The 19,039-nt window shown below is 65.2% G+C and carries 15 protein-coding genes and 2 tRNA genes; 3 read left to right on the plus strand and 14 right to left on the minus strand.

From position 1 onward, the window contains the following. Positions 1-31 precede the first annotated feature (31 nt). On the plus strand, positions 32-1,099 hold the full coding sequence (locus tag JOF28_RS04145) for an aminotransferase class V-fold PLP-dependent enzyme (protein ID WP_209704605.1): 1,068 nt from the start codon (positions 32-34) through the stop codon (positions 1,097-1,099). Between the two features lie 14 nt (positions 1,100-1,113). Here JOF28_RS04145 and JOF28_RS04150 read toward each other — a convergent pair whose 3' ends face one another. The 10 genes from JOF28_RS04150 to JOF28_RS04195 form a co-directional block, all read right to left on the minus strand. Next, positions 1,114-2,445, minus strand: coding sequence for an FAD-dependent oxidoreductase (locus tag JOF28_RS04150; protein WP_280909604.1), 1,332 nt, complete (start codon positions 2,443-2,445; stop codon positions 1,114-1,116). Continuing rightward, positions 2,364-3,704 (minus strand): dual-specificity RNA methyltransferase RlmN, encoded by a 1,341-nt coding sequence (gene rlmN, locus JOF28_RS04155; protein ID WP_209704607.1) that lies wholly within the window; start codon positions 3,702-3,704, stop codon positions 2,364-2,366. Before rlmN ends, JOF28_RS04150 begins: the two co-directional genes overlap by 82 nt. A gap of 65 nt (positions 3,705-3,769) precedes the next feature. Next, complete coding sequence (locus tag JOF28_RS04160; RefSeq protein ID WP_209704608.1) at positions 3,770-4,291, minus strand: DUF779 domain-containing protein; 522 nt, start codon at positions 4,289-4,291, stop codon at positions 3,770-3,772. A 187-nt stretch (positions 4,292-4,478) separates the two neighbouring features. Then, the gene (exaC, locus tag JOF28_RS04165) at positions 4,479-6,002 is read right to left on the minus strand and encodes an acetaldehyde dehydrogenase ExaC (protein ID WP_209704609.1); all 1,524 of its coding nucleotides are present in this window, start codon (positions 6,000-6,002) and stop codon (positions 4,479-4,481) included. 146 nt (positions 6,003-6,148) lie between these two features. Beyond that, on the minus strand, positions 6,149-7,642 hold the full coding sequence (locus tag JOF28_RS04170) for a sigma-54-dependent transcriptional regulator family protein (protein WP_209704610.1): 1,494 nt from the start codon (positions 7,640-7,642) through the stop codon (positions 6,149-6,151). 76 nt (positions 7,643-7,718) lie between these two features. Further along, positions 7,719-8,822, minus strand: a complete 1,104-nt coding sequence (locus JOF28_RS04175; protein ID WP_209704611.1) for a carboxylate-amine ligase — start codon at positions 8,820-8,822, stop codon at positions 7,719-7,721. A 67-nt stretch (positions 8,823-8,889) separates the two neighbouring features. Further along, entirely contained in the window at positions 8,890-9,678 is a 789-nt protein-coding gene (locus JOF28_RS04180; protein WP_209704612.1) for a fumarylacetoacetate hydrolase family protein, read from the minus strand. Positions 9,679-9,680: 2 nt separating this feature from the next. Next, positions 9,681-10,778: a branched-chain amino acid aminotransferase gene (locus JOF28_RS04185; RefSeq protein WP_209704613.1), complete on the minus strand. Its 1,098-nt coding sequence runs from the start codon at positions 10,776-10,778 to the stop codon at positions 9,681-9,683. A gap of 30 nt (positions 10,779-10,808) precedes the next feature. Further along, positions 10,809-11,873, minus strand: coding sequence for a 3-isopropylmalate dehydrogenase (locus JOF28_RS04190; RefSeq protein WP_209704614.1), 1,065 nt, complete (start codon positions 11,871-11,873; stop codon positions 10,809-10,811). Positions 11,874-12,281: 408 nt separating this feature from the next. Further along, positions 12,282-12,354 (minus strand) — tRNA-Glu (locus JOF28_RS04195). Positions 12,355-12,629: 275 nt separating this feature from the next. On the opposite strand from JOF28_RS04195, the gene JOF28_RS04200 reads away from it, so the two are divergent. Continuing rightward, positions 12,630-13,799, plus strand: coding sequence for an IS1249 family transposase (locus JOF28_RS04200; protein WP_209704615.1), 1,170 nt, complete (start codon positions 12,630-12,632; stop codon positions 13,797-13,799). Between the two features lie 133 nt (positions 13,800-13,932). Here the strand turns inward: JOF28_RS04200 and JOF28_RS04205 are convergent. The 3 genes from JOF28_RS04205 to thrC all read right to left on the minus strand — a co-directional run bounded on the left by JOF28_RS04205 (position 13,933) and on the right by thrC (position 16,876). After that, positions 13,933-14,005 (minus strand) — tRNA-Glu (locus JOF28_RS04205). A gap of 211 nt (positions 14,006-14,216) precedes the next feature. Beyond that, the gene (locus JOF28_RS04210) at positions 14,217-15,398 is read right to left on the minus strand and encodes an AI-2E family transporter (RefSeq protein ID WP_209704616.1); all 1,182 of its coding nucleotides are present in this window, start codon (positions 15,396-15,398) and stop codon (positions 14,217-14,219) included. A 47-nt stretch (positions 15,399-15,445) separates the two neighbouring features. Then, positions 15,446-16,876, minus strand: a complete 1,431-nt coding sequence (gene thrC / locus JOF28_RS04215) for a threonine synthase (protein ID WP_209704617.1) — start codon at positions 16,874-16,876, stop codon at positions 15,446-15,448. A 190-nt stretch (positions 16,877-17,066) separates the two neighbouring features. Here thrC and mscL point away from each other — a divergent pair, with 190 nt between their 5' ends. Next, positions 17,067-17,444: a large conductance mechanosensitive channel protein MscL gene (mscL, locus tag JOF28_RS04220; RefSeq protein ID WP_209704618.1), complete on the plus strand. Its 378-nt coding sequence runs from the start codon at positions 17,067-17,069 to the stop codon at positions 17,442-17,444. 109 nt (positions 17,445-17,553) lie between these two features. Here mscL and JOF28_RS04225 read toward each other — a convergent pair whose 3' ends face one another. Next, positions 17,554-18,987 (minus strand): dipeptidase, encoded by a 1,434-nt coding sequence (locus JOF28_RS04225; protein WP_209704619.1) that lies wholly within the window; start codon positions 18,985-18,987, stop codon positions 17,554-17,556. Positions 18,988-19,039 lie beyond the last annotated feature (52 nt).

Consider the following 19,039-nt stretch of genomic DNA (forward strand, 5'->3'; position numbering starts at 1 on the left):
ATTATGCATCGCGGGCTCCTAGGCTCGCACTATGAGCACCATCGCGCACGCTATCGCCCCGTTTGCCGCCGCACGGGGCCAGTTCTCGGCGCATCCCGGGTATCTTTCGGCCTGCACCGCTGGGGTGCCCACACGCGACACGATCTCGGCGATGACGGCGTTTACCGAGCAGTGGGCCACCGGCAACCTCGACGCGCTTGCCGTGGGCGCGCAGGTCGAGGCCTGCCGCACGGCGTTTGCGCGCATCGCCGGGGTGCCCGCGCACCTCGTCGCGGTCGCTTCGCAGACCTCGCAGCTTGTGTCGGTGATTGCCGCCAGCCTGCCCGATGGCGCAGAAGTGCTGTGCGCCGAGGGCGATTTCTCGTCGCTCACCCACCCCTTTGAACAGCAGCGTCATCGCGGCGTGCGCGTGAGGTACGCCCCGTTGGCCACGCTTGCACAGGCGATCACCGAAGGCACCGCACTCGTGGCCTACTCCCTGGTGCAATCGGCGAGCGGAGATGTGGCGCCCCACCTCGAGATTGCTGCGGCCGCCCAGCGAGTGGGGGCGCGCACGCTCGCCGACCTCACGCAAAGCATGGGCTGGCTGCCGGTGCCGGCTTCGCAGTTCGATTACACCGTCTGCCACGCCTATAAGTGGTTGTGCGCGCCCCGCGGCACCGCGTTTCTCACCGTGCGCGAGGAGCTCATCGAGTCACTCGTACCCATTGCGGCCGGTTGGTACTCGGCCGATAACGTGTGGGAGTCGTGTTACGCCGGGCACACCCCGCTGGCCGCAGGGGCTGGGCGGTTCGACCTCTCCCCCGCCTGGCCCGTGGTGGGTGGCACGGTTGCCGCGCTCGAGTTCTTTGCGTCACTCGACCTCGAGGCGGTGCAGGCCCACGATGTGGGGCTCGCCAATACCGCACGCGCTGTGCTGGGCCTACCCGCCGGCGACTCGGCGATCGTCACCTGGGCCGACGCCGCAGGCACCGATCTCGCCGCGATGCAGTCAGCCGGCATTACCGCCTCTGGCCGTTCAGGGAACGCGCGCATAGCGTTCCACCTCTGGAACACCGAGCACGATGTCGAGCTGCTGGAGCGCGCGCTGCGCGGCTGAGCCGCTCCTGGCGACTACGCTGAGCCGCGCGGTCGGCTCCCCGCGTGTGCGGCCACCCGAAATTCAGCCGGCACCGCGCCCGCACCCGTCGCGAGATCGGCCCCGAGCTCGCCCAGCACCGGCGCAAACTTGGCCCCGTGCCCCGAGCACGCCGACACCACGATGACCCCGTCGGCCTCATCGATGACGAAGTCTTCGCTGGGGGTGTTGGTGAAGAGACACGTGGTCTCTGCGTACGGTTCGGGTACGAGCCCGGGCAAGAACTCGCGGGCGTACCCGATGATCCAGTCACGCATCTCGGGCAGAATCTCGCCGTCTTGGTCGAGCGCCGACGGCAACACTTTGCCGCCGTTAAAGCGGGCAAACTTCTGGCCGCGGTGCCCGGCATCGCGGCCACCGGGCAGCCCGTAAACGTCGACCCCGGCACGGTTATGAATAAAGGTTGGCCAGCTGGGGTACGGCTGGCCCGCATCATCGGTGTCTCGCCAGGGCATGTGGAACGCCTGCTCTTGCCGCACCTCGAGCGCGGGGAATGACCGCACGAATGCTTCGGGCAGCGCGAGGTCGCGCAGCAGATGCGGCAGCCAACCGCCGGCCGCCACAATCACTTTCTTGCCGGTCACGGTCTCGCCCGTGACTGAACGCACTTCGAAACCTGCGCTGCCAATGCGGCGCACCGAGGCCACGTTCCAGTTCGTGCGTACCTCAGCAAAGCCCGTCGCCTGTGCGAGCGCGAGCATCGTCTGCACTGTCGTTTCGGCGTCGAGCACCCCGGCGCCGGGCTGCCACAGCACGTCTGAGTCGAAGTTGAATTGGGGCCAGCGCTCCTGCGCTGCGCCCGCGTCGAGCAGTTCGTGTTCGACACCCACTGTGTCAAGCACGTGTGCCAAATCTTGCGGGCGCCGGTCTGCCCCAAAGTCGACGGCGCCGGTGGGCGAGATCAGTGGCGTGCCCGAGAGCCGCTCCAGCTCATCCCACCCCGTTTTCGCCCGCACCACGAGCCCGGCGTAGAGCGGCTGCGCGTAGGCATACCGAAAGATGCGGGCCGATCCGTGCGAGCTGCCCGCCGCATTTGCGGGGGTGGTGCGCTCAAGCACGGTGACGTGCGCGCCTCGCTGGGCGAGACGCCACGCGGCCGAGGCCCCGGCGATGCCCGCTCCGATCACAATGTAGTCAGAAGTGGGCATGCGGGGCATCTCCTCAGTCAGCGTGTGACGACCGAACGATAGCCGCGGGTGAACCTGAGTAAACCGGTTCGTGCAGCTTACGCTCGCGCAGCGGCATCGGCCGCCGCAGCCTCTACGGCTTCGCGCTTGTCTTCCTCTGATGCTACGAGCTGACCGCAGGCACCGTCGATTTCTTTACCTCGTGTGTCACGCAGCGTGGTGGGCACACCGGCGGCGTTCAAGCGATCAACGAACTCACGCGTCACCTCGCGGGTCGACGAGGTCCAGATCGAGCCCGGCGTCGGGTTCAACGGAATCGGGTTGACGTGCACCCAACCGCGCCCGCGCGAGTTGAGCTTGTCGGCGAGCAGATCGGCGCGCCAGCCGTGATCGTTCATGTCCTTAATCAGGGCATATTCGATCGAGACGCGGCGGCCGGTCTTCTCGTAGTACTCGTAGGCGGCGTCGAGCACTTCTTCGACCTTCCACCGGCTGTTCACGGGAATCAGTTCGTCGCGCAGCTTGTCATCGGGGGCGTGCAGCGACAGCGCGAACGTGATCGGAATGTTCTCGTCGGCGAGCTTACGAATCGCGGGGGCCAGACCCACCGTCGAGACGGTAATGCCGCGGGCCGACATGCCCAGGCCCTCGGGTGAGGGCGCGATCATGCGGTGCACCGCGTTCATCACGCGCTTGTAGTTGGCGAGCGGTTCGCCCATGCCCATGAACACAATGTTGTGCACGCGCTCGGCTTCCACACCGTTGCCCTCGCGGCGCTTGTGCCCGAGGCCACCCTCAGAGATGATGCGGTTGGCCTGTACGATCTGGTCGAGAATCTCGGCCGTCGACATGTTGCGCGTCAGGCCCGCCTGGCCGGTGGCGCAGAACGGGCAGTTCATGCCGCAGCCACACTGGCTCGACACACACAGCGTAATGCGGCCGGGGTAGCGCATCAGCACCGACTCAACGAGGGCGCCATCGAACAAGCGCCACAGCACCTTGACGGTTTTGCCGTCGTCGGTCACGAGGCGCTTCACCTCGGTGAGCAGCGGCGGGAAGAACGCCTTCGCCAGCTCCTCACGGCGGTCCTTGGGCAGGTCCGTCATGTCTTCAGGAGACGTGGTGTGGTGCTCGAAGTAGTGGGTCGACAGCTGCTTCGCCCGAAACTTCGGCACGCCCATCTCGGCAAGCTTCGCTTCACGCTCGGCCATCGTCATATCGGCGAGGTGGGTGTCGGGCTGCTTGACGCGCGGGGAGGCAAACTGCAGCGTCGGGCGTCCGTCAGCATTGGTAATCTGCTTCCAACCCTCGGCCTTGGGCCGCACCTGGGGTCGCGAAGCTTCGCCCTCGGCGCGGGGGCGCGTCTTGATGAACTTGGGCGGTTCATCTTTTTTCGGGGGGAGCGCGGCCGGGGTGTGGTTGAGCTTATTCGGATCCATCGTGCTCCAATTGTCTCATTAACTGCGGCGAGGTGGGTGAGAGCCTGCCGTACCCGCCCCGCGGGTCACAATAATCGCGACCGAATCAAGAATCTTTGCCCCTCCGGAGCCTCGAGCGAGAACCCTCCCCCACGCCCCGGCACCGCATCGATGGTGAGGTGCGTGTGCGCCCACACCGCGAACTGTTCACGCGACATCCAAAACCCAATCTCGCGCGGGGCTGGCCCGGCTGGAGCTGGGCTTGGCGAGGCAGGATCCGGATCATCAGTCGCCAGCCCAGGCAGCTCGAGGGTGCCCAGCAGCACGTCTTGGCCACCCGTGCGAAACTCCCCCGCCTGGTAACACATGGGGGCACTGCCGTCGCAGCAGCCACCCGACTGGTGAAACATCAGCGGGCCGTGCAACAGCCAGAGTTTGTCGATGAGCGCGAGGGCGGCGGGGGTGAACGCGAGTCTGCTCGCGCTCTCCCCCGGCACCTCGGGGCGGGCCGGCACGCAGCCAGCAATATCGATCGCGCTAAGCTGCGCTGCCCGCGTGGGCAGCTCGCAGCTCTCGCTTTCGTCGTTGATGATTGGTGCGTCAGACATAACCGACCTCCCGGTGTCGTGCTGCGGTACTGCGGTGTCGCGATCCTGCGGTGTAGCGATGCTGCGGTGTAGCGATGCTGCTGAACTACGGTGTTGCGGAATTACGGTGTTGCGTTACTGCAGTGTTGCGGTGTTACCGCGGCGGGCCGGCCGCAAGTCCCCCTCGTGCCAGCCCGCCGGGATCTCGTTAAAAGAAGCCGTCAGCGCTCTCCTTGTAGCTCACCAACAGGTTCTTCGTCTGCTGGTAGTGATCCAGCATCATCAGGTGGTTCTCTCGCCCGATACCGCTCGACTTGTAGCCACCGAAGGCCGCGTGCGCGGGGTATGCGTGGTAGTTATTGACCCACACGCGGCCCGCCTGAATGGCCCGCCCCGCCCGATATGCGGTGTTGCCATCGCGGCTCCACACGCCTGCGCCCAACCCATAGAGGGTGTCGTTGGCGATGCGAATGGCGTCGTCGAAGTCAGTGAAGGTCGTCGCCGACACCACCGGCCCAAAGATCTCCTCTTGGAAGATGCGCATCGAGTTGTCGCCCCTGAAGATGGTCGGCTGAATGTAGAAGCCGCCCGCGAACTCGCCGCCAAGATCATCGACCTCGCCGCCCGTGAGCACCTGAGCGCCCTCTTGCTTACCGATGTCGAGGTACGACCGAATCTTTTCAAACTGATCGTTTGATGCTTGTGCCCCCATCATCGTGTCGGTGTCGAGCGGGTTACCGCGCTTGATCTTCTTGGTGCGCTCAACCACGGCGTCGAAGAAGCTATCGGCCATCGACTCCTGTACGAGCGCGCGAGACGGGCAGGTGCACACCTCACCCTGGTTCAGGGCGAACATGGTGAAGCCCTCTTGCGCCTTATCCCAGTAGGCGTCATCTTTCTTCATCACATCGTCGAAGAAGATGTTGGGGCTCTTGCCACCCAGCTCAAGCGTCACCGGAATGATGTTCTCTGAGGCGTACTGCATGATGAGTCGGCCCGTGGTCGTTTCACCGGTGAACGCGATCTTGCGAATGCGCTTGTTCGAGGCGAGCGGCTTGCCGGCCTCGGCGCCGAAGCCGTTCACGATGTTGAGCACCCCGGGCGGCAGTAGATCGCCGATGAGTTCCATCAGCACGAGAATCGAGGTGGGGGTCTGCTCGGCGGGCTTCAGCACAATCGCGTTACCCGCGGCGAGCGCCGGGGCAAGCTTCCACACGGCCATCAGAATCGGAAAGTTCCAGGGGATGATCTGGCCGACCACGCCGAGGGGCTCGTGGAAGTGGTAGGCGACGAGGTCTTCGTTGATCTGTGACAGGCCGCCCTCTTGGGCGCGAATGGCGCCGGCGAAGTAGCGAAAGTGGTCGATGGCGAGCGGAATATCTGCGTTGAGCGTTTCGCGCACGGCCTTGCCGTTATCCCAGGTCTCGGCGACCGCGATCATTTCAAGGTTTTGTTCCATGCGGTCTGCGATGCGGTTCAAAATGATGGCGCGCTCTGCCGGGCTGGTCTTGCCCCAGGCGGGTGCTGCGGCGTGAGCGGCGTCGAGGGCGACCTCGATATCTTCTGCGGTGCCGCGTGCCACATCGCAGAAGGCTTGGCCGGTGACGGGGGTGACGTTTTCAAAGTACTGCCCTTTGACGGGCGGCACCCACTTGCCGCCGATGTAGTGCTCGTATCGGCTCTTAAATTTCACCAGGGAGTCTGGCTGCCCTGGTGCGGCGTACACGGTCATGGTGTTCTCCTCTGACATCGTTGTCGGTGGCGGGTGGCGAACCACCCGTGAGGCACACCATACGCGCGGCAACGTTGCATCAACGTTGCATCGAAATCACGGCGGCAAAACAGCGAGGTCACGCCGACCGCGCGGCCGCGCAATCGTCAGGCAAGCGCCGCGATTTCGGCAAGCTTGGCGACGACCCTGGCGCGCTTAGGAGACAGCGGCGGCAGCACCTGCAGCAGCGTCTGCCACACCTCAGCGTCGGTGAGCGCCCAGTTTTGGGCGTAGTCAAACAGGGGCTCAGCGGCGGCCGATTGCAGCAGGGCTTCGCGCAGCGTCGCATCCACTTCCCCTCGCAGCCGCACGGCCACGGGCGCATCTGACACCGGCATCAGCGGCCCCTCGTAGGCCGCAAGCGCCAGCCGGTGGGCGCCGCGCTGCAGCGCTTCGAGGGCCTCGAGCGCATCGACCCGCAGCGGCACATCGAGGCGGTACGGCCGCGAAGCAATCTCGATCGCGATCCCCGCGGCCGCCAGCCACCTGCGCAACCGCACGATTTCGGCGCGCAACGTCTGCTCGGTGCCCTCTTCGCCATACACGTCATCGGTGAGCTGGGCCGCACTGCGCCCGCGCGGCGACGCGGCCAGCGCGAGCAAAATCTCACTGTGCCGACCCCCAATCGGGTGGGTGCCCCCGGCGTGCTCGAGCAGCGCCGGATCCCGCCCCAGCGCTACCAGCCTCGGCGCCAGCTGGCGCTGACTCGCCTGACGGGGTGACCGCTGCCCGGTGCCGACGGTAAGCCTCCGCCCAGCGCTACCCGCGGCATCATCGGCCCCAGCTCCCGTGCCCACCGACACCGCGGTGGGGGTCGCGCCTGTTGCTCCCCCGGCGCCCTCACCGATTTTGGCGCCTGTGGCACCCGTCATCATGACGCGCACCGCAGGAAGCTGGCGTTCGGCATCGATCAGGGCGCGCAGCGAGGCGAGCTTCAGCTCGGCGTGCACGGCCGCCACGGTCGCTTCCACGAGCGGCATCAGATGCGGCGAGGCTGCCCCGTCACCGCCGGTAACATCAATCACCCCGAGGATCGCCCCGCTCTCGGGGTCGTGCACGGGCGCCGCCGTGCAGCTCCACTCGTGCACCGCCCGCGCATAGTGTTCGGCGCCGAGCACCTGAATGGAGTGGTTGATCGCGATCGCGCTGCCGGGAGCACTCGTGCCCACCGCTTCTTCTGACCAGTCGACCCCCGCCGCAAACCCCATATCTTCGGCGCGCGACCGCAGGGTGTGATCGCCGTCGACCCACAGCAGCCTGCCCGCGGCATCACCCACCGCGATAATGAATCCCGAGTCGTTCGCTTCTTCCAGTAGCAAACGCTGCACCACGGGCAGCACCTTGCCAATGGGATGGGTGGCGAGCACGTCGTCGAGCGCGGCGCGGGTGAGCGAGGCTTGCTGGGGCGCGTGATCCGGGTCAATGGTGCGTTTTTGGGAGCGCAGCCACGAAGCCAGCACGACCGGGCGCAGCAGCGAGAGTTTGGCGCGCGCCTCGGGATTGTTTGCGCCGTCGGTGACGAAGGTCTCGTGGGCGAGTTCGAGCAGTGCTCGGCGCTCGCGCACCGATTCCCCTACCCGCAGGGCTCGCCAGTCGCTCATCGCACGCCTCCCTCGTAGCAGTCGTGCTCTGAAGCGTAGTCGACCGCGGGGTTGTGCGCGAGGGTTCCGGCGAAGGTTATGCCGTGGCGGTGTGGCCCGCCCGATACAGCTCGAGGAGGGCCTGCGTGCCGCCCGCGGCCCAGGTGGCGCGCTGCAGCTCGGCCGGGCCGAGCGTGGCGCGGCGGCGGGCCAGAAAGCGTTCAACGGTCGCGAGGTCGCCCGCGTCGTCGAGCTCACCCGAAACGTAGTCGAGCAGCGCCGAGATGACCTCGAACGCGGGGCGGGCTTCGCCCACGTGCGGGTGCACCAGTTCGGTGGCAATGCCGTTGCGGGCCGCGAGCCAGTGGGCCCCGCGCAGCACATCGGCCTGCGCGCGCTCGAATGGTTCTGCGGCGTCGCGCTCCCGCAGCGCACGCGCCACGAGCGCCCGCAAAATGAGCGCGAAGGCGACCGCATCGCGCGCCTCGAGCTGCGAGTCTGCGGTGCGCAGCTCGATCGTGGGGTACTTATCTGAGAGCCTGATCGACCAATTCACCAGCGCCGGATCAATGAGTGCCCCCGCTCGCACGAGGCTCTGCACCACCTGCTCGTACTCGTTGGCGCTCGCGAAATGCGGCGGGTAGCCCGAGCTGGGCCACTGCTGCACCGACATGTATCGCCAGCTCGCATACCCGGTATCGCCGCTCAGCCACACGGGTGAGTTGGCGGTGAGGGCGACGAGCACGGGCGACCAGGCCGCGATGCGGGCGAACACGTCGACGCCGGCATCGCGCGAGGGCACCTCGACGTGCACGTGGGTGCCCGTCGAGTAATACCGCGTCACCATGCCGCGCATCGTGCGGTCGATGTTGAGGTAGCGATCGTTGGCCACCACGCGGCCGGGCTGGCTGCCGCCGACCGGGGGCAGCCCCGTGCCGGCGAGCACGAGACCGTGCTGCGCGGCCGCGGCCGCGGCACGCGTGCGAAATGTGGTGAGCGATTCAAGCGCTTCGTTTGCGGCGGTGCACACCGGGGTGGCCGTCTCGATCTGCGAGTGAAAATACTCGTAGTCGCAGCGCAGATCGGGCAGTGCCCGCACCAGCTCATCGGCTCCGTCGCGCGGCAGGCCCGTGGCCTGGTCGAGCAGCAGAAACTCTTCTTCGACCCCGAAGCGCGGGGCGTATTGGGTGCGAGCGGTCATCTCGCGCACCTTCCGTCGAGAAGCGGCGCCCGGCCGGGCGCCGCTTCGAATCTAACTCACAGGAGTGCTACCGCACCGTATTTCGCAGCGTTCCCACACCTTCGATTTCAACCTCAACGGTGTCGCCTGCTTCGAGCAGGCCGACCCCTGCCGGGGTGCCCGTCAAAATCACATCGCCAGGCAGCAGCGTGAAGGCCTGCGACGCATACGCCACAATCTTCGCGAGCGAGTGGATCAGCTGCGAGGTGTTGCCCTGCTGGCGCACCTCACCGTTGACCCGCGTCACGATGCTGGCGTTGCTGAGATCGGGATCGGTTTCGATCACGGGCCCGAGCGGGCAGAACGTGTCAAAGCCCTTGCCACGCGTCCACTGGCCGTCAGCGATCTGCAGGTCGCGGGCGGTGACATCGTTGGCGCACGTAAAGCCAAACACGTACTTCAGGGCGTCCTCTTCTGGTACGTCCTTCGCCACGGCGCCGATGACCATCGCGAGTTCGCCCTCATGCTCCACACGATTCGAGATCGCGGGGCGCACAATGGCGTCATCGGGGCCAATCACCGAGGTGTTGGGCTTCAAAAACAGCAGCGGTTCAACGGTGGCCTCGCCGCCGGTGACGTCGCGCATTTCTTCCACGTGATCGGCGTAGTTCTTGCCGATGCAGACCACCTTCGAGCGGGGAATCACGGGGGCGAGCAGTTTTACTGCCCCCAGGGGTACCCGGCGCCCGGTCGTGTCATAGCCGGCAACGATGGGGTCGCCGCGCAGCTCGACGAGTTCAACGCCCTCGCCTGACTCGGCCCGGTCGATGATGCCGAACGCGATCTCGCCCTCGTGCAGGTAACGTGCGATCTTCATGCTTATGCCTCCGCTGCGACGATCACGTCGAGCCAGTTGTGGCGATCCTCGCGGGCACCCGTCTGAATGCCGGTGAGCTCTTCACGCAGCGACATCGTGAGTTCGCCCGGGGCCTTGTCGCCAAAATCGATGGTGAAATCAGTCGACTTCAGCTGGCCGATCGGGGTGATCACCGCGGCAGTGCCGCAGGCGAATGCCTCGATGATCGAGCCGTCTGCGACGCCTGCGCGCCACTCAGACACGGTGACCGCGCGCTCTTCCACGGAGTGGCCGCGATCCTTTGCGAGCTGGATCAGGCTGCGACGGGTGATGCCGTCGAGAATGTTGCCGTTGAGCTTCGGCGTGAGCAGCGTGCCGTCGGCGCGCACCAAGAACATGTTCATGCCGCCGAGCTCGTCGATCGTGTCTTCGGTCGCGGTGTCGGTGAACAGCACCTGCTGGCAGCCATTCTCGGCTGCTTCGTTCTGCGGGGCGAGCGATGCGGCATAGTTGCCGCCGCACTTCGCGGCGCCCGTGCCACCGTGACCGGCGCGCGCGAGCGTCTGCGACAGCCAGATCGAAACCGGCTTCACGCCGCCCGAGAAGTAGGGGCCGGCGGGGCTGGCGATCACCATGAAGCGGGCGCGCTGTGCGGCGCGCACACCGAGGAAGCTCTCATCGGCGATCATGAACGGGCGCAGGTACAGGCTCTGGTCGAATCCCGAGGGCACCCAATCGCGGTCGGCCGTCACGAGCTCGTGTACGGCCTGCACGAACAGGTCTTCAGGAATCTCGGGCAGCGCGAGGCGCGTGGCCGACTGGTTGAGGCGACGCGCGTTGGCTTCGGGGCGGAAGGTCACGATGGAGCCGTCTGCGCGACGGTAGGCCTTCAAACCCTCGAAGATTTCCTGGCCGTAGTGCAGCACTGACGAGGCGGGATCCATCGGGATCGGCCCGTACGGGAGCACCTCGGCGTCATGCCAGCCAGCCTCGCGGGTCCACGTGATCGACACCATGTGCTCGGTGAAGATATCGCCAAACCCGGGGTCGGCGAGCAACGCTTCGCGCTGCTCGGCCGGCATCGGCGTGGCCGGGGTGTGGGTGAAGGAGTATGCGGTCATGAGGTTCTTCCTGCCAAAATTTTGTGTGAGTTAAGCCGCGCGCGCGGGCAGTGCGTTGATGATCGAGTCACCAATAACGCTGGTGCCGCGCGCAGCGTCTCCTCGAGTCGCGAGATCAGCACGTACGGCGGCGCGAACGCGCTCGGCCTCTACGGGCAGCTCGAGGTGGTCGAGCATGATGGCCGCAGACAGGATCGCTGCAGTGGGGTCGGCCTTCTGCTGCCCAGCAATATCGGGCGCAGAGCCGTGCACCGGCTCAAACATGCTCGGAAATTCGCCTGTGGGGTTGATGTTGCCCGAGGCCGCAATTCCGATGCCGCCGCCAATGGCGCCGGCGAGGTCGGTGAGGATGTCACCGAAGAGGTTGTCCGTGACGATCACATCGAACCGCGAGGGGTTCTGCACCATGTGAATCGTGGCGGCGTCGACGTGCATGTAGTCGACGGTGATTTCGGGGAACTCGGCCGAAACCGCACCGACGACGCGCTGCCAAGTGGCACCGGCGTGTACGAGCACGTTGGTCTTGTGTACCCAGGTGAGCTGCTTACGCGGGCGCTTCTGCGCCATCTCAAAGGCGTAGCGCACGATGCGCTCGACACCGAACGCCGTGTTCACCGATACCTCGGTGGCCACCTCGTGCGGGGTGCCCTCGCGCAGCCGGCCGCCGTTGCCGACGTACGGGCCCTCAGTGCCCTCGCGTACGACCACGAAGTCAACGTCACCGGGCTCGGCGAGCGTCGAAGCAACGCCGGGGAACAGCGTGCAGGGGCGCACGTTGGCGTACTGGTCGAAATCGAAGCGCAGCTTCAGCAGCAGCCCGCGCTCAATGTTTGCGTGCTTCAGGCGGGGGTCGCCGGGCACGCCGCCCACGGCGCCGAACAGAATCGCGTCGTGCGTCGCAATCGCGGCCTGCTCGATCTCGGGCAGGGTGTCGCCCGTGGCGAGAAAGCGCTCGGCGCCGAGCTTGAACTCGGTGCGCTCGAGGGTGACGTCGCCGCCGGCCAGCACGGCGTCGAGGACGCGGTTGGCCTGTGCGGTTACCTCCACACCGATTCCATCACCGGGAATAACTGCGAGTTTGATGGTGCGGGCCACTGAGCGCTCCTCTTTGTGCTGGGACTAAACGTCTCAAGCTTACTGCGGAGCGGGCGAACCGATAATCGTGCTGCAGCGCGCGTGTGGCCGGGGCGCTAGCGCTCGCACGTTCGTGCGCCAGCTTTTCGGGGGCTCACGACGCCCGAAGGCTCGCCATTTTCAGGCTGTCTCGGTGATTGCGGCGCTGACTCTGCGCGGGTGCTGATTCTGCGCGGGCGCTGATTCTGCGCGGGCACTCACTAACTCCGGTGAATTCACTAATTCCGGATCCTGGGCGCGGGATGCCTCCGGAGTTACTGAAAGCTCCGGAGTTGGTGCGTGTGGCACAAGCGGCAAGGAGGCGGCTGGCGCAGAAACTGTGTCTAGATACAACGAAAGCCCCACCTTTCGGTGAGGCTTTCGATCCGGTGACCCCAACGGGATTTGAACCCGTGTTACCGCCGTGAGAGGGCGGCGTACTAGGCCGCTATACGATGGGGCCGGACGCGTTACTAGCTGCAGAATGAATTCTGCTGCGCTGGCAACGAGGTCTATTCTGACACAGGAGTTGCGGCCTCGCCAAATCGACGCGACCATGACGCGCCGGTGATGTGCGTCAATTACAGAGCATCCGCACGACACCCAGGGAAGCGCCGATTACAGTGAGCTCCTCGCAGGAGACTCCGGCCTATAGGACAAAACGTGTGTACGAGATCTTGATCTAGCCCCAGGATGACGCGGTAAACCCAGGGAAGCTATGCCCGGGCACCCTTAACTGTGCCCAAAAGCGAGAACACCACCACCTGCCTGATATACAACACCAAGCTCGTCAGGAATGGCACGACCCCCGCGGGAACCGTGCGTTGGAGATGCCCCAAATGCGGTGCTTCATCGGTTCGGAAACGCCCCGATGTGACACGCAAAGCGCAACTGGATCAGTTCCTCGCCTGGATCACGGGGAAGGCCTCGCAGGCTGATCTCGGAGGTGCCAGCGCAGCTCGACAGTTCCGCCGCACGACGGCCTGGTGCTGGGCGCTCCGCCCCGTCATTCCAGTCACTGGCGCGGTGTACGACGTCCTCCAGATCGATGGGTTCAATCTGCGGACAGGCTGGTGTGTGCTGGTCGCCACTCACCGCGGAACCGTAGTCGCGTTCCAATGGTGTTCTCGTGAGTCAGCGGCTGCTTGGGGCGCGCTCATGCAACGGCTGCCGGCGCCCCTGGTCGTGGTGTGTGATGGCGGATCGGGCATGCATGCTGCGCTCAATACTCATTGGCCTACGGCCCAGGTTCAACGCTGTCTCGTGCATCTCCAACGCAACGTCCGGAAACACGTCACGACCCGCTCAAAAACGCCTGCCGGTCAGGGGTTGTGGGGCCTTGCTCTGAAACTCACCCGCGTAAAAACTGTCACTGGGGGCGAGGAATGGGCGCAGCTTTTCCTGGCCTGGGAGAACTCGTTCCTGCACCTCACCAAGGAACGCACGTATCGCAAACACGCGGCCGAGGTGCCGTCGTGGGCGAGGCCGAACCAAACCTGGTGGTACACGCATCAACGCCTCAGGTCGGGCTACCAAGTGCTACAACGCGCTATCCAGGGCGGCCATCTATTTACGTTCCTCAGCCCGCAACTCGCGCATCTCAACGTGCCCTCCACGACGAACGAGATCGAGGGAGGCACGAACTCCCAGATGAGGCTTCTGCTCCGCCTCCATCGGGGCATGCCAGAAGAACATCAACGACGAGCGATCGAGTGGTGGTTGTATCTGCATTCAGAGTTCCCGAACCCAGCAGTGATCCTCAAAGAACACCAACCCGAGAAACGGCAACACACGAACACTGCACAACCAGAGTCGAAAGATCCAGCAGCGCCAGTATCGCTCTATGACACCGGCCTCGATGCCAACGAAGGGCTATGGACACGCAGCGGATGGGCGGGCAGGCCCTGAGACACGCTCAACAAAACCCACACGTTTTGTCCTATAGGCCGAGACTCCGCTCACGAGCGACTCCCCCGCCAAGACTGGTGCAGGTGCCCAGATACAACGAAAGCCTCACCTTTCGGTGAGGCTTTCGATCCGGTGACCCCAACGGGATTTGAACCCGTGTTACCGCCGTGAGAGGGCGGCGTACTAGGCCGCTATACGATGGGGCCGGACGCGTTACTAGCTGCGAAACGAATTTCGCCGTGCTGGCAACGAGATATATTCTGACACAGCAGAACCGACCCCGGCAAATCAGCCCCGTACGCCCGCGTGTGTCTGGCGTAATCATGCGGAAGTTGTCTTGCCCAGGGTCGGCCTCAGCCGCACGTTACGCCCGCGAAAATTCGTTCAGAAATCTGCGACCCGCGGTTTATAGGCGTGTCACTCGTGTGTCACGGGCGAACGAAACGCCTTCGCGGGGGTATTGGGGCCATCCCACACCTGAATAATGCCCCAGACGACCGCGGCGATGGGCACCGCGAGTACGGCGCCGAGAATGTTGCCGAGCAGCGTGCCGACGGTCAAGGCCAGCAAGATGACGAGCGAATGCAGCTTGAGCGCGCGGCCCATGAGCACGGGCTGCAGGAAGTTGCCCTCGAGCTGGTTCACCAGCACGACCACACCCACCACGATGATCGCGTTGATGGGCCCGTTGGCCACGAGCGCGACGAGGGCCGCCAGAATGCCGGCGAGCGTCGCACCCACGATGGGAATGAACGCGAGTACGAACACGAGCACCGACAGCGGCAGCGCGAGCGGCACCTGCAAGATGGTCAAACCGATGCCGATGCCGAGGGCATCGACCGCGGCGACGCCGGCGGTGCCCCGCACATACGCACCCAGGGTCTGCACGGTCTTGGTGCCGGCGCGTTCGGCGCGCTGCAGCGCGGCACCGGTGAAGGGGCGCAGCACGAAGCGCCAGATTTGCGGGCCGTCCTTCAAGAAGAAGAACAGCACCACAATGAGCAGCACGAGACCGGTAATGAAACTTGTCAATACGCCGACGCCCGCAAGAGCTCCCGACCCGAACTGAGCGCTCGTCACGAAGCCGACGATGGCCTCTCGCCACTCTTCAAACTGGGCGGTAGTGGGCGCAAACGGCATGCTCTGCACCCAGGCAATCACCTGGTTCAACCCGTCTTGTGCCTGCGCTGCCAGTTCATCCCACTGATCTTGGACGGCCCACACGATAAGCCACCCGATGGCGGTGAGCAGCACCATAATGCCCAACAGCACAATGACGGTGGCAAGCGCTGAGGGTACGCGGCGCGATTTCAGCCACCGCATCACCGGGGCGAAGGTGCTCGCGAGGATGAGCGCGAGCAGCAGCGGAATCACGACGGTGTTGAGCGTGCGCAGTCCATAGATGATGGCGGCCGTCAGCGTCACGACGATGATGATCTGCAGCGAGCGGGTCGCGAGCAGCCCGAACGCGTCGCCCCAGGCCCCGCGGGCTGGCGATACCGCGCGCCCGGCGCCCGCAGCATCGCGCTGCGCGCCGGTGACAGTTTCAAGCCGCGCAAGCCGCCGCTCAACATCCTTCGGATTCTTTCGAGAAAACATTGTTTCCTTTCGTTGAAGCGGCGGCACTGCGACGTGCGGTACTGCGGTTAGCGCTTGGTCGCGCGCTCAGCAACGAAGGCACGCAGCGCGGCCTCGTCGTTGCCCATATCGGTGACGTGCTGCGGCAGCTCGAGCAGACCGTCGAGGTGCTCGGGAATGCCGATGCGCTCGCCCGTAGCCTCGAACACGATCTCGGGGAACTTCGCGGGCTTCGCCGTTTCGAGCACGAGCATCGGTACGCCGGGCTCGAGGTGCTCGCGCGCGACCTTCACGCCGTCTGCGGTGTGCGGGTCAAGCAGCGTGCCGGTCGTCTCAAATACCGAGCGAATCGTGGCGACGCGATCGGCGTGAGTGGAGGTGCCGCTTTCAAAGCCGAACTCTGACACAAACCGGGGCAGCTCAGCGGTGAGGTCGATCTGACCCGTCTCGTCGAGTTCGCGCCACGCAGCGGCGAGGCGCTCGGGGTCGCGGCCCAGCAGGTCGAAAATGAAGCGCTCGAGGTTTGAGGCCTTCGAGATGTCCATTGACGGGCTCGACGTCAGGTACGTTTCTGCCGCGGCGCGGGGCGCGTAGACGCCGGTGCGGAAGAAGTCGTCGAGCACGTTGTTCTCATTGGCGGCGAGCACGAGGCGACGAATCGGCAGCCCCATGCTGCGGGCGAGGTGGCCCGAAAGGATGTTGCCGAAGTTGCCAGACGGCACCGTGAACGACACCTCGAACGTGGCGCGCTCGGCCTCAGCGACGGCGTCGGTGGCGCGCAACCACGCCCAGAAGTAGTACACCATCTGCGCCGAGATGCGGCCGAGGTTAATCGAGTTGACCGTGCCGAGGTCGTGCTCACGCTTGAACTCGAGGTCGCCCGAGAGCGCCTTGATGAGGTTCTGGCAATCATCAAACACGCCCTCGAGGGCGATGTTGTGAATGTTTTCGTCGGTGAGCGAGTACATCTGCGCGCGCTGGAAATCACTCATGCGCCCCTGCGGGGAGAGCATAAAGACCGAGATGCCGGCCTTACCGCGCAGCGCGTATTCTGCGGCTGATCCGGTGTCGCCTGAGGTCGCGCCCACGATATTGAGTGCGCGATCTGCGGTCGACAGTACGTGCTCGAGCGCCTGGCCCAAGAACTGCATCGCCATGTCTTTGAACGCCAGCGTCGGCCCCTCAGACAGGCCCACGAGCGAGATCTCGCCCTCGAGCGGCGTCACGGGCACGATGGCCGCGTCAACGAAGTTTTCGCTGCTGTAGGCCGCGTGGCACATGCGCGACAGATCTTCGCGCGAGATGTCGGTCGCGTACAACCCCAGCACTTCGGTGGCGAGCTCGGGGTAGCTGAGCCCACGCCACGACTCAATCTGCGCGGGCGTCACGCGTGGCACCGTCTCTGGCACTACCAGGCCGCCGTCTGTGGCGAGCCCCTCCAAAAGAATCTCGCTATACGATGCGGGCGCCATGCCGCCGCGGGTGGAAAAGTACTTCACCTGTGCTCCTTTGGATCGCTCCCAGATCGGGACAACAGCTTCATTCTGCCATCACCCACCACCCCGGGCGGTCACGCATCGCACAGATCGTCACAATTCCGCTCGTCGCGCACACGAAACGCGCCTGCCGCGCTATCGTGTGCACGACACGGTTTTACCACTTTCATTTACTGCCACTTCGGGGGAAATAATGTTCAAGGGATTCAAAGAATTCTTGCTTCGCGGCAATGTCGTCGACCTCGCGGTCGCAGTTGTCATTGGCGCAGCGTTTAACGCGGTCGTTCAGAAGGTCGTCGATTCGCTCATCACGCCGGTCATCGGCATGGTCTTCCAGGCCGATTCGCTCGACACCGCACTGATGATTGCGCTGCCCGGTGGCGGCGCGATTGGGCTCGGCGCGGTCATCGGCGCACTGCTCAACTTCGTGATCGTCGCGGCTGTTGTGTACTTCGCGTTCGTGCTGCCCATGAACAAGCTGCGCAAGCCCGAGCCTGAGGTTGAGGCCGGCCCGTCGCAGGAGGAGCTGCTCGCTGAGATTCGCGATCTGCTGCGCACGCAGCAGCGCTAATTTCTTCCCTGCGGGGCGAAATGCAACAGCGGGGCCGGATCACCTAGGTGATCCGGCCTCGCTGTTGTTATGTGGCGCGCCCCCAGAAGCTGCTGGGTGCGCTGCCCACTTACGCGTCGGTGTTCGTGCGTGCGTCGAGGCGTGCCAGGAACAGTGCCTCGGTGAGCACTGACTTGCGAAACGATTCGATGTGCAGCGACTCGTTGGGGCTGTGTGCGCGACCATCGGGGTCTTCGACGCCCGTGACCAGAATCTGGGCCTCGGGGAACTCGCTGACGAGCTCGGCAATGAACGGAATCGATCCGCCCACACCCATGTCGACCGGCGTCTTTTCCCACGCATCAGCCATGGCCTGACGCACCTCTGTGACGGCCCAGCCGCTCGTGTCGACGAGGAATGCCTGGCCGAGGCCCGGGTCTTCGAAGGTGAGCTTTGCGCCGAACGGGGCGCGCGCCTCGAGGTGTGACTTGATGGCCTCGTAGGCGGCCGTCGGGTCTTGGCCCGGGGCGATGCGTGAGCTCAGGCGCACCCGAGTCGACGGAATCAGCGTGTTCGAGGCGTTCGCTACGTCGGGCGCGTCGATGCCCGTGATCGAGATCGCGGGCTGTGCCCAGATGCGCGACAGGATCTCGCCGCGGCCAATGGGCGAGACGCCGGGCAGCAGCGCCGACTCCTCGCGCAGGCGGCCCTCGTCGTAGGCCGGGGCCGCAATCTCTGCGGTTACCAGTCCCTCAACGGCGACCGATCCGTCGGCGTCCCACAGGGTGTCGAGCAGGCGCACCGTCGCGAGCATCGCGTCGGGTACTGCCCCACCGAACATGCCCGAGTGCGAGGCGTGGCCGAGCGTTTCAACCTTCAGGTTGAACGCCACCGCGCCGCGCAGTGCCACGGTGAGCGCCGGGGTCGTCTCGTCCCAGTTGCCCGAGTCGGCCACGATGATCGCGTCGGCGGCGAGCAGATCGCGGTTCTCGTGCAAGAACGACCCGAAGGACTGTGACGCCCACTCTTCTTCGCCCTCGATGAACAGCGCGATGCCGAGGTCGAGCTCGCGGCCCTCTGCCTGCGCGGTTTCAACGAGTGCGCGAATCGCACCCACGTGAGCCATCACGCCGGCCTTGTCATCGGCAGCTCCGCGGCCGTAGAGGCGGCCGTTGCGCTCGGTGGGCTCGAACGGCGGGGTGTCCCAGTCTTCGTCTTTTCCGGGAGGCTGCACGTCGTGGTGCGCGTACAGCAGCACGGTGGGGCGGCCGTTGCGCGGCTCGCGGCGGGCCACCACGGCGGGCTGGCCGTACTGGATCTCGGTGGCGCCTTCGGGCTGCACGTCGAGCGGTGCACGTCGCACGTCAACGACGCCGAAGATGCCCGTTTCGCGCAGCATGTTGGCGATATCAGCCGACGTGGCGCGCAGGTGCTCGTGGTTGAATGCGGGCCACGATACTGACGGAATGCGCACGAGGCGCTGCAGGTCATCGAGTGTGCCCGTGAAGTTTTCATTGACCGCCGCGCGAATCGCGGTCTCGGTCTGCGTCTGGTCGCTGGCCATGCATCTCCCCTACTTAGCTTGAGTCTCACCCGTTTGGGTTACCGAATCAGCC

The organism is Leucobacter exalbidus, from assembly GCF_017834145.1.
Classification (GTDB): Bacteria; Actinomycetota; Actinomycetes; order Actinomycetales; family Microbacteriaceae; genus Leucobacter; species Leucobacter exalbidus.